Here is an 11,718-nt window from a genome sequence, read left to right on the forward strand (position 1 = left end):
GCCGCCAACACCGGGGAATGATCAACATCAACTGACGCAGCGGGGGTCGCTTTTCACCCGTCGGATGTGGGTCACGATTCACGCGTCGCCGACACGGGGCCGCAGGACGCTCGATGCGAGCGATTGAGAGGCGACGCTCCGTCCGGACGGCAGGCGAATCGTGCATTGGCGGTACTGCCAGACGGCACCCCACGACTGACCCCCATCGCAACGGATGGCCGGCAAAGCGGTGGGCGGATAGGCGGATGGCTGCTTCCGCATAGGTCTCCCGAGCGTGCACCGTGCACTCGGGCAACGCCCATGCCGAGGCGCCACGCGAACACCCGAGGAGGGCCACACGTTCCTCGTCATCGATGACCACCAACGTCGCCAGGCGGCGAAAGGCAGGACTGGGCAGAAGCATGTACGCAGCATGACGCGTGGCTATACAAATAGCCGCACGTCTGGTCCGTACGGCGGAACGCGGTAGGACGCAACTGATGGCAGTATTGACGGCACTGGGCAAGCCCAAGCCCTGGCCCCTGCTGGCTGCGGGGTCGGGACAGGCTGCAGAGCAGGAAGCCGGTGCTCGCTAGTAGAGGACATGACGGCGCCCCGGGTGCGAATGCACCCGGGGCGCCGTCACTCAGTCAGGACTAGAGATGGCAGACCGCGCACGCAGGCGAGTCATCGTCCTCGTCGTGCGCGTCGGAGAGGATCTCCAACAAGGGACGGTTGGGCTTCATGCGCTTCGCGGCCCGTTCCATCGCATCCCTGTGCTTGGCCTCGATCTCCTCGCGACGTCCTATGAGTTCGGCGAGGGACTCGCTCTGGGACCAGGTGTACTTGCGTCCCGCGGTCGCAGCGTGCTGGTGCTTGACCTTCTCCTCGTACTCGACGGCCTTCTGGAAGAGGTCGGGGTGGCGGTCCTTGAGGCCCACCCACTCGTGCTTGCGCTGGAAGAAGCAGAAGTAGCAACCGGAGCGAGTGCGCCACTCGTAGTAGTCGGGGAGGCCGATGCCGGCCTCGTCCAGGATCCGGTCGACGCCCTCGCGGTCGATGCCGTCCTCACGGAAGGGGAAGACCGCAGTGATGTTGGGCTTGGTGCTGACGTAACCGAGACGGTTCTCGTCGGCACGGATGGCGACGTACGAGACGGCCTCGTCGTCGCCGATCCATTCCTCGAGCGGCCTTATCTTCAGGTTCTTCGTGCACCAGCGCATCTGCGGGCTGGGCAGGGTGCCCTGGTAGACCTCCAGCCAGTGGTCGAAGTCCCGGGAGGAGTTGAGCCGTTGGATGGGCTTACCGAGGGCTCCTTCAAGTCGGTTGAGGTACTCGTAGGTCTCGGGCAACTCGGCGCCGGTGTCGCAGAAGAAGTACTCCATGTCCGGCACGCGGTCACGCATGTAGATCGCGAGGGCCGAGGAGTCCTTGCCCCCCGAGATCCCGAGGACGTGGCGCTTCTTGCTGCTGGAGCCGTCGGTGGCGGTCACGGCTACTCCTTCCTGTCGAATGAGGCGCCGTCCTGGCCGGACAGGCGCTCTGCCAGGGCGGCGAGCAGGATGCGCGCGCCGTCGGGGCCCAGTGCTTCCTCAGCTTGCCTGATGACACTGACAACGAGCTCGCCCACGGCATTCCGCGAATCCCTCGGGACGTGGATGAGGGTCCGCTCCTCGGTCCCCTGGGGAGTGGTGAGGGTCAGCAGGTGGGTGTCGATCTGACGCTGCCGCGGCAGCTCACTGTCGCGGGGGCCCTCGGCACCCTGCCTGGTCGCCTCTTCCTCCACGACGTTGTAGAGGTGGCTCACGCGGTCCAGCGCACGCGCCCTGTCCCGTACGACGCGGGGGAAAGCATCGGCGTCACGATCGGTCCAGTCCCCCAGGGCCTGGTTGACGAGCTGGACCACGACCGTGCCGAGCCAGTCGTCGTCCGGGAGCATCTCGTTGACCACCCGCGTCACGAAGCCGTGGAGGCTCACTTCGAGGGAGGCGTCGGCGAAGCCGCGCATGCGCTCTGCCAGACCGGCGCGCAGCTCCCCCGTGCCGGACGCGGGGATCCGGAACTCCTTCGCCAGCGTTTCGACCGCGTAGCCCCGCAGGCTCGCACTGGCACCGGTGAGCTCGTTGAGCGCGGCGGTGAGGCGCGCGACGTAAGCCTCCGCCGCCTCGGGGTCCTTCGGGGTGCTCGGAGTGATCCCCTCGAAACCGAGTGCTCGGGGAAGCTCTTCGAAGACCAGCCTGTCTGGGTCGGTCGCCCTGGACAACACTTCACGGATGGCAAGCGTGTCGGCGCCGAGCCGCCGGGTCTTTCGCGAGTACTGGTCCAGCACCATCACCCGTTCCAACATCCCACGCGTGACCGCGAGCAACGCGGGATTCCGGTTGGCGCGGCTGCGGGGGATGTCGACACCGAGTGATTTCACCAGGCTGTCGAGAACGAGCCGGCGCTGACCCCGGCCGACCGGAGTCGCCTTTACGGTGAAGCGTTCCGGATAGGGGACGTTGAGGCGCTCCATGATGGCGGCGGTGAGGCGGGGGCAGTAGTTGCCCTCCTCGAAGAGCGCTACGTCGTTGCCGCGCAGGATCAGCCCTGCCACCACCAGAATCGGGACGACACCGGCCTTCACGCCGTAGGGAGGGGCCATGAGCCGCTCGTAAATGTCCACGATGCTGATCGGTTCCGTGGCCGCGCTCAGGGCCTCTTCGAGTGCTTCCCACACCGGAACGGCACTCGCGTTCACATCGGCGCTGGGACGGGACATCCCGTGCGTGTGGAGGCTTCCGCCGGAACTCTGACCGCCGCTGACCTCTCCCGCCGCCCGGTGCAGCCCGAGGTGTTCGACCACACCGTCGTAGAGGGCCCGCTCCGCGGGGAACTTGTCCGCGGGCCAGCCGAGCCGCGGCAACCCGGTCTTCTCGATCATCGCGGTGAGGACTTCGCGGCGGGTGCGGACGGCGTTGCTGGTGAGCTGGTGGCGGCCGACCATTTCGTTCCGCACGTGCGGGGTCTGGTGGTAGACCACGTTGCACGCCGCGGAGACGAGCCCTGCGTAACTGCGGGCCTTGAGCTCCATGGCAGGAGGACTGTCGGTCTCCTCACCGCTCTTCCACAGGTACCAGCTCGATTCGTCACTGCCCGGCCGGAACGCCTCGGCGAGCATGGCGGTGATGCGCTGGGAGAACTCTCCGGCTCGCTCGCTGACCTCTCGGCGGGCGACGTGGTCCAGTTCCTCCTCGCCCATGAGGTCCTGGAGTGCCACGAGCGTGGTACCGGCCTCCAGCACTGCCTCGGGGTTCTTGGTGACCCCGACGACAACAGGAAGAGGAGAATCGACGCGCGGGCTGCTCTCCAGGGCGCCCAGGTGGAAGACGAGCATGCCGTCAGCTGCGTCCTGGACGATCCTCGGCCCGCGCAGCTTCTCGGTCTGGTGGCTCACAGCGGTCACGAAGTGCCGCTGCATCCCGGTGAGCTGGCTGTGTGCGCCGGCCGCGACCGCGTTCGGCAGGACGTTCGTCCCGAGGTGCTTGTTGAAGTAACGCACCACGTCGTCGGGTCGCAGCTGTGTGGCGATCTCTCGCACCCGGGCGTCGATGTCGACATCGGTACCCTGCCAGATCCGGTACTCGTTGCTGTACTCACGGTGAACGACGAGCCCGTCCTTCACGAGCTTGTCCAGCCGTTCCCTCAGCTCTCCGAACCGCTCGGTGTCGGCGACGTCGAGCGGATCGTTCAACGCGAACTGGATCATCGCGGGAGTGGCGCGGAGCAAGCCGTCGGCGTCGATGAGGTTCAGGACGCCGATTGCCTTGAGCAGTTCTTGGTCCGCTTCAGGAAGACCGTGTGCTTCCTCGAGGCGGGCGTTGATCTCCAGCCATCGACTGGCCTTGGAGGAGGCGAGGATCGTGGTGCGGCCTGCGGAGAAGAAGAAGTCGTAGAGCTGCGGGATCCTGATCGTCGTGGCCTGCTCCGGAGCCTCCTCGGAGAAGGCGTCGAGACTGCGACGCACCGTGTACGGCTCGTCGTTGACCAGGAAGCCGCTCAGGCTGCGGTCGTTCTGGCCGATCTGCGAGGCCATGAGGGGGCCGGCCACTGCGGTGAGCGGATGCAGCGGGTAGAGGTTGGCGAACGACTCGGCCGAGATGTCGACCACTGAGTGCAGTGAGTGATGCCGCCAGATGGTGTGCGCCGCCTCCGCCTGGGCTTCGATCAGCCTGCGACCCCGGCCCGGCACCTCGGTGTGGGACAGCTTCCGCTGGAGGAGGTAGACCGCGTCACCGAGGTTGGGGGCGAAGGTGACGTCCTCGAAGCGCCCCTGGATCTTGGCCCACTCCTGCGTCTGGACCGAGCTGGCCCGTGAAGCGTAGTCAGTGAAGGCCAAGTGCTGCAGGGTGAAAATGAACAGCGGCAGCCCGCTGGGGCCGGTGCCCCTCTCTGCGAGCACCTGCAGGAGGAAGGCGTCGCTCTTGGCGCTGCTGTTGTCACTGGTGGAGACGATGTACTCGAGTGACTTGCCGAACTCGTCGATGATCAGCAGGAGCGGTGCCTTGCTGCACAGCAGGGTGACCGCGTCGAGCAGATTGTCGGTGGGATCATCCGTCTCAGCGGCGCAGGCAGCCATGACGGCGGCGACGTCCTTCGGAACGTGCTGCTTCCACTTGCGCTCCACCGCAGTCTGAAGTGCCCGGTAGATCGTGGTGGCCAGCGGTTCCCGGCGTGCCGTGGTGACGGCCCCAAGGAAACCCTCGCCGGTGAACGCCTCACGGTTCTCGACGATCTCCTGGGCCAACGCGTTGTTCGTGGCGGCCACGGCCTCCTGCGCAGCGGCGCTGCGTTCGGCATCGTGGCCGAGGAGGGCGTCAATCAGGTTGGAGAGGGTCGACTTGCCAGAGCCGTACGGTCCGGTGAAGGACCAAGCTCGCGCCCTCTTGGGGTCCCGGAGTGCGGTGGCCACCCGGTCGAGCACGTCAAGGGCACGGGTCCCCACGTACGGGGCGTGCAGGTCCGGGTCCCGGACGTCGCGTTCCAGATTGGTGGAGCGGAACTCCGTGCCGACGAAGCTGATGCCCTCAGGGATGTGCGCCCCCGAGCCCTTCGGTGCGGTGCGGTGCGGGGTCGTGGCGGCCGTGGTCACGTGAGCTCCTCGAGCATGTCAGCCTGCTGGGGGATCTGTCCCCGCACGGCGGAGGCATCGTCCGTGGTCTTCATCAGACCGGGGTTCTGACGCGCCCACTCCTCCGGAGTGGGGAACCCGTCGCGTTCGCGCACACGGCCGTACTGCTCGTCGAGGATGTCCCAGGCGAGGCTCTCCGGGTTGTCCGCGAAGCGGAGGCTGCTCTGGCCCAGGGACTCGACGATCTCAAGCTTGGGGTGGCTCTCGACGAAGGCTTCGATCGACCTCAAGAGCTCCGGTTCGCGCATGTGGAAGGCGCGACCAGGGCCCCCGGGCTCGCTGGCGAGGCGGGCAAGGGAGATGGAGTCCGGCTTGCGGGTGAAGCGGGCCGCGTAGTCGAGGCAGGCGTACAGGAGGACGCGCGGCGGGAGGCTGGGGCGGATACCGCTGGTGAAGCGGTACGTGCGTTCCTTGCCGCGGCCTCCCTGGTACTCGAGCAGGCCGAGTTCCTTGAAGGGGCAGAGGAGGGAGTCCTCGAAACTGCCGGGCGAGAGAGGGTTCGCCTCGGAGTCCGGCGCGTACATCTTGATGATGCAGTCCACATCACGGGCGATCGACTCGGCAGCCGGCCAGTCCTTACGCTCGAAGCTGCTGTGCACCTCCCGGGTAATGAGGGCGGTCATCTCCTCGTACGTGACGCGGGCGAGCGGCGCGAGGTGGAACATCACGTACCAGCTCGGTGCGAGGCAGGGGGCGTCCTTGTCGCCGGAGACCAGCCACCAGTGCAGCAGCCACAGGCTTCCGGTGTCCTCGAGGTAGGGATCTGCCCCGTCCTCGTCCAGCAGCCACCGGGCACGCCACGTAGGAGCAGCAGCGTATGACCGCGCCTGCGCTTCCCCACTGCGGTACTCGTGGGTCAGTTTGAATGTCTGCGACCAGTAGCGCATGGAGTAGACCATGTTCTTGCCCACACCCAGGCGGACCAGGGCGTCCGGGGCGTGGAAGAGCATCTCGTCCTTCTTGACGTGCAGGTATGCCTTGTGCAGCCATCCGAAGCGCGGGGGAAAGCTCTCATGCCTGTTGAATTTGAGTCCGACGACGTCGGAGAGGCGGCCTTCTGGCATTGCAGTCGAGTCCTTCAGTTCAAAGTGTGCGTGCGAAGTCTTGAAGTGCGATCAAGAGCCGGCGGTGGCCTCCATGACCGCCCGTACTTGGGAGGCAGCTCGTACCGTGGCATCAATGGCGCGAAGGATCTCTTGCTCTGTTGTCGCGTGGCCCAGCGAAAAGCGGACGGTGGAGTCAGCTGCGTCTCGGCTCAGCCCCATGGCGAGCAGTACATGGCTCGGACTCGGTGCCCCCGCGGAACAGGCGCTGCCGTCAGATGCGGCTACGTGGGGCATCGAGGCGAGGAGGGCATCGGCAGGGGCGCCGGGGATGGTGATGCTCGAAACGCCGGGCAGCCTCGGGGCGCGGGAGCCGTTGACATGGCTTCCAGGGATCTGCGCCAGGAGCTTGCTCTCCAGGAGACCGCGTAGCTTGGCGATGCGGGGCGCCTCGTCGTCGAGCATTCGGTGCGCAGCTTCGGCGGCCGCACCCAGGCCGACGATGCCGGGCACGTTGAGGGTGCCTGCGCGCCAGCCGCGTTCGTGGCCCCCGCCGAAGATCAGCGGACGCTGAAGCAGTGGAGTACCGCGTCGAATGAACAACGCGCCAACACCCTGCGGCCCTCCGAACTTGTGAGCAGACAGCGACAGTAGGTCGGCAGCAAGATCACTTAGGTCGAGAGGAAGCCGGCCGACGAACTGCGTTGCGTCCGTGTGGACCAGCGCGCCGGCTGTGTGGGCAGCCTCGATGAGGGGGGCGAGGTCGGTGATCACACCAGTCTCGTTGTTGGCCAGCATGATGGAGACGAGAGCAGCCCCATGCTGCCGAATGGCAGCCCTGAACTCATCTGGATCGATCTGTCCATCTCTGTCTACGGGCACAGTGATGAGAGCCTCCGAAGCACCACTGGCGAGCGCTCGAGCGGTCTCCAAGACTGCTGGATGCTCGACGGCAGAGGTGACGATCAAACCATGCTGTGCGTAAGCGGCTTGCAGGGCAAGGTTGTTGGCTTCCGTCGCACCGGACGTGAAGATGAGCTCGCCGGGCGAGCAACTCAGCAAGTCAGCGAGTTGCCGACGGGCTCGGTCAACCTTGCTTGCGGCGTCACGGCCATGTTGGTGGATGCTGGAAGCATTGCCCACTGTGTGAAGTGTGTCACATGTAACCCTGAGTGCTTCTGGACGCATGGGAGCGGTCGCGTTGTAGTCGAGGTAGACAGGTGTCTCGCTCATCGCCGCTTCCACGTTTGCCCCCTAGAGGTGTTTTGCTCTCTTTGTCGCTCCTGGTGCTTACTCTCGGCCGGTAGCTCGTGATCCACCAGGAGCGCTCTGAGATCCTAACGAACGTCCGGGGCGAGTGGAGCAGGCGCACACAAGACATCTGTTCCGTGCGTGCGAGCGTCCTCACCTGAGCCGTGAAGCCTCCCCGGTGGGAGCGCTCTGCGTAGATGCGCCTCGAGCGAAGTCTGAAACCTGCAGATGGACTCCCGCTTGCCAGAACTCCGCTCTACGCTTGATCAAGCGTCGTGGCCTATGCACTCCTGTGGTCACGGCGCGGGTGCCGCGTAGGGGGGATTTGCTGTCGAAGAACCGAATGACTCGCACGTCGGAGCGCATCCGTGGCGAGCATGCGATCACAGAGGGTGAGGCTCTGCCTAGCCCTTCCTTTGGTGGCCAATCGCAACGGTGATGCAAGGCTATGTGAAAACGCGGCGCGGCCGCTTTAGATCACGGGAGATGATGAATGGAAACGCGCGAGATCTTCGATGCTGCGCCGCGGGCAGTAGCAGAGTTTCTCAGTGAAACTGGGCAGGGGCTCTATATTCCTCCGTATCAGCGGGCATACAGCTGGGAATCAGCGAAAGTCAAACGCCTTATTGCTGATGTCTCCCACGGTCTTGAACAGACAACTGAGCTCGAAGACTCGATCTGTTTCCTCGGAACCGTTATCGCCCTCCGTGACCTTCAGTACACCACGGTCGAGCCTATCGATCGGCCAATGGTGCCCCCTAAGGTAATGACGATCATTGATGGGCAGCAGCGACTTACAACACTACTTCTGCTGACTACGGTGCTCCACGAGGAAATCAGTGTTCGTGCTAGGCGGCTTCCGAAGAATAGCGGGGAGGCGCGAGATTGGTGCTATAACCAAGCGATCGACGTCACCAGTCGGCTGACGGACACTTTTGAGGAGGACATGCGATACGGGGAGGGGGACTTTCGCTATTATCCTCGCATGGTTCGCTCTTACCATGACGTGTGGTCTCGGCAGGCAGATCGTGCGAAATATGACTCGCCTATCGGGTATTACCTCCATCAGTACGGCCGTTATGCGCGAGATGGAGAGTCGACCAAGGACTACAAGCATGTCTCCTTCGTGGAGGGGGAAGCAACCGATGCCAATGCCCAGGCGCATAGAGGGCTAGAGGCCATCCGCTCCTTCGTGCGGCGCACTCTCCGCAACGCTGTATCGGCATCGCGGAACGCGAGGGAAGATGAGACTGAAATTCTTTCGGCTGGTGCAATCTGCGCGTCCTCGAAGTTGCAGGAAGCCCTGTTCAACAGCCCATTCCCTGAGTCGGTAATTGAGGACGCGAACGATGATCAGCGAATCGGCTCCCTGCTTCGCTTGATTGTCTTCGCCAACTACCTGCTCAACCGCGTTACCGTCGCTGTGGTTACAGCGAAGCGTGAAGACTATGGGTTTGACATGTTCGAAGCGCTGAACACAACGGGGCAGCCCCTCACCGCCATTGAGACGTTCAAACCAAAGGCCATTCAAAATGAAGGGCTTAATAGTTGGAACGGGTCGGAATCATACAACTACTTCGACACCGTGGAGAAGTATCTCGATCGGTCTTCATCGGCTGATCAGCGACAGACTGCAACCAGTAACATTCTCATCCCGTTCGCTCTGTTGCACGATGGTTCACGCCTCAGTAAGCGGCTAAGCGATCAACGTCGATACCTGCGCAACGCCTTCGATAAGGAAGCGGACCAGGCCGGTCGTCGTATTTTCCTTCACTCGTTGGCCGAAGTTACACGGTTCGTGTCAGGGCCATGGGCATCCCCCGGTAGTCTCCCTGAGCACAGTGACGACGAGCTCCACCTGCAGGCAGAGCTTTGCTTGCAGGTGCTCCGCGAGGTCAAACACGACATCGTGATCGCTCCGCTCACTCGCTACTTTGCTGCTCACCAGCTCAGCACTGGGGAGCAAATCGACAAGCGGGCGCATGAGTACCTCACCGCTGTACGTGCTATTGGCGCCTTCTTTGCCCTATGGAGGGGTGCGTTTGGGGGAACTCACGGCATAGACAACATCTATCGCAAGCTCATGGCACACGATCCCCAGGCCAGCGGGCCCAGGTTTGCACGCTTCGGTCAGGAACTGACCACTGTGCCTCCCGTAGAAGACATGCTTAGTTTTCTGCGCCAGCAACTTCAAAGCGAAGGGATCGCGGAGAAAGAGCAGTGGGTGGCAAAAGCTGCGGCCACGCCCGTTTACTCAAGCTCTCGGCACCTCACCAAGCTGCTGCTTTTGGCTGCTTCCAATGACTCTGCTCCGGATGATGAGCAGCAAGGTCTGATTGTTCAGGGAAGGGGCGGCCTGCTCAGCACGCTCAACCTTGACCGTTGGAACGATGCCAGCTTCTCCTCAATAGAGCACATCGCACCTCAGAACGCCAGCGTTAACGGCTGGGATCCTAAGATTTACGAGGATTCGGCGACTATTCATGTCCTGGGCAACCTGACACTCCTACCTAAGGTCGAAAACTCCTCTGCGAGTGACCGGTCGTGGGAGCTAAAGCGGCTCATGTTCAGGGCTCTCTCGGCGAGGACGGTGGAAGAAGCAGAGAAGACGCTTGCGCTGGCCTCTCGTGAAGGGATCTCGCTAGGCGATGGTGCTGAGGCAATTATCCGCCGAGCGCGCCACCTTCCGCTTGTCTCCTCCCTCGCCCAACGAGAGGAAGACTGGACGGAGAAATTCATCCGCGAGCGTTCGGAACGACTGTGTAGCCTTGCTTGGGATTCCCTAGCTCCGTGGCTTGGTATTTGAAACCGCGCGTGCTGAGTGCCAGAGAAATTGGGGCTCTGGCACTCAGCTATGGGATTGTTCGGGGCTGGGAATAATGTCATCCCAAAGAAATCTTATACGTGACGGTACCTCATACATAATCCGTCGTAGCGGGGCGCTTGCAGTGACGTATGCATGTGGTGTTCCTCGTTGCCAATGACCGGTAATGGGTCTCGGTAAACTGCACCAATCGACGAATTTCGCTGAAGGTGACCGACCTCCAGACTCTCAATAGAACCTGACCTGGGGAAACCCTTGCCAGAGTCGTGGACACGCGTCAACCCCCACGCCTTGCAGTCGTTGCGGTTGCCGGGCAGGGGCCGACCGACGGCGACGACCAGCCGGGTGTCGGCGTCGATGACGACCTGGTGGTTGGTGGAGTACCGGTAGTTCTTCGACTGCTCGGCGATGGTGTGGTCGCGGGTGGGGACCAGGGTGCCTTCCATGATGAGCACGGTGTCCTTGCGGAACCGCTTGCGGGGCCGCAGCGCGAGCGACGGGCCGAGGTGGTCGATGACGCGGTCCGCGGCCGACTTCGACACCCCGAACAGCGGCGCCAGCTGCCGCGGGGTGAGGTTCGTGCGCCAGTACGCGGCGATCAGCACGACCCGGTCCTCCAGCGGCAGGCTCCACGGCCGGCCGCTGGAGGACCGGGTCGGCGCCCTCGCGCCGCAGCGCAGTGATCAGCTTGCCGAACCGCCGCGGGCTCAGCCCAGTGAACGGAGCTGTCCAGGACGGCTCCGACGCCGTGAGCACACCAGACACAGCAAGATCATTTCACCCGTCGTCGGGTGTCCCGGTCACGGCAGTTCTGGACAGTTCACCGAACCTCGAACGGCGCCCCCACAGGCCCCGGCGACCTGAATCAGTCGAACAGGGCAACGAGTCCGTTCACCCAGATCGCGAGGAACGCAAGGACCGCCACCAGGCATCCACCCCCTGCCAGGAAGCCTGCGAAGGCGCTCTTCCTGCTGTCGGCCTTCTCGCCAGATGGCACCGTGTCCCAGGCGACGGGGTGTCCCATGGCACGGAGCAGGCTGCCCGTACCGCTGCCAGTTGCTCTCCGGCAAAGGCTGTTCGGGCAAGCGACTCCGGGCCCTGCCAGGCAAGTGCCCGCATGCGCTGCGGAGCTGTGCGGTATCTCGCCTCGAAGGCGGAGGTCTCAGCCACGTCCCGGTCCTGTTCGAGGTACATCCAGCGGCCCGCCTCTGCAGGCTCTCCGTACAGGCGGTACACCTCGGCCAGGCGCCGGCGAAACATCAGGTCGCTCGGAAAGGACGACACCAACCCGCGCAGGCGCTGGCGCGCGACGGGGACCCGGCCGGCGGACAAGTCTGCATCGACCCGAGCAGGGGTGTCCCTCAGAGGCATGAACGCATGATCGGGTACCACAGTGACCACCGTCGACCAGGTTTTGTCGCTCAGCACCCGCTCTCCCGCAATGACATCGA

The 11,718-nt window shown here is 63.9% G+C and carries 5 protein-coding genes and 2 pseudogenes; 1 reads left to right on the forward strand and 6 read right to left on the reverse strand.

Annotation, left to right across the window (positions count from 1 at the left end):
- Positions 1-635 precede the first annotated feature (635 nt).
- Genes ACWDNY_RS10150 through ACWDNY_RS10165 form a run of 4 tightly spaced genes read right to left on the reverse strand, consistent with a single transcriptional unit; the run spans position 636 to position 7,425 of the window.
- Positions 636-1,472 (reverse strand): phosphoadenosine phosphosulfate reductase family protein, encoded by an 837-nt coding sequence (locus ACWDNY_RS10150; protein WP_451645271.1) that lies wholly within the window; start codon positions 1,470-1,472, stop codon positions 636-638.
- Positions 1,473-1,474: 2 nt separating this feature from the next.
- Entirely contained in the window at positions 1,475-5,110 is a 3,636-nt protein-coding gene (locus ACWDNY_RS10155) for an ATP-binding protein (RefSeq protein ID WP_451645272.1), read from the reverse strand.
- Positions 5,107-6,213 (reverse strand): DUF4007 family protein, encoded by a 1,107-nt coding sequence (locus ACWDNY_RS10160; RefSeq protein ID WP_451645273.1) that lies wholly within the window; start codon positions 6,211-6,213, stop codon positions 5,107-5,109. The genes ACWDNY_RS10155 and ACWDNY_RS10160 overlap by 4 nt, the downstream gene beginning before the upstream one ends.
- A 51-nt stretch (positions 6,214-6,264) precedes the next feature.
- Positions 6,265-7,425 (reverse strand): cysteine desulfurase family protein, encoded by a 1,161-nt coding sequence (locus ACWDNY_RS10165; protein WP_451645274.1) that lies wholly within the window; start codon positions 7,423-7,425, stop codon positions 6,265-6,267.
- Between the two features lie 511 nt (positions 7,426-7,936).
- Here ACWDNY_RS10165 and ACWDNY_RS10170 point away from each other — a divergent pair.
- Complete coding sequence (locus ACWDNY_RS10170) at positions 7,937-10,249, forward strand: GmrSD restriction endonuclease domain-containing protein (RefSeq protein ID WP_451645275.1); 2,313 nt, start codon at positions 7,937-7,939, stop codon at positions 10,247-10,249.
- 302 nt (positions 10,250-10,551) lie between these two features.
- Here ACWDNY_RS10170 and ACWDNY_RS10175 read toward each other — a convergent pair.
- Together ACWDNY_RS10175 and ACWDNY_RS10180 are read right to left on the reverse strand one after the other, a co-directional pair.
- A pseudogene (locus tag ACWDNY_RS10175) lies at positions 10,552-11,032 on the reverse strand (helix-turn-helix domain-containing protein); the annotation flags it as partial.
- A 100-nt stretch (positions 11,033-11,132) separates the two neighbouring features.
- Positions 11,133-11,638, reverse strand: a pseudogene (locus tag ACWDNY_RS10180) (DUF6584 family protein).
- Positions 11,639-11,718: the final 80 nt, after the last annotated feature.

The sequence above is a fragment of the Streptomyces sp. NPDC003697 genome (genome assembly GCF_053587115.1).

Excerpts from the sequence above, each read along its gene's own strand:
- ACWDNY_RS10160 (WP_451645273.1), bottom strand. The coding sequence starts at position 6,213 with ATGCCAGAAGGCCGCCTCTCCGACGTCGTCGGACTCAAATTCAACAGG.
- ACWDNY_RS10165 (WP_451645274.1), bottom strand. The coding sequence starts at position 7,425 with ATGAGCGAGACACCTGTCTACCTCGACTACAACGCGACCGCTCCCATG.
- ACWDNY_RS10170 (WP_451645275.1), top strand. The coding sequence starts at position 7,937 with ATGGAAACGCGCGAGATCTTCGATGCTGCGCCGCGGGCAGTAGCAGAG.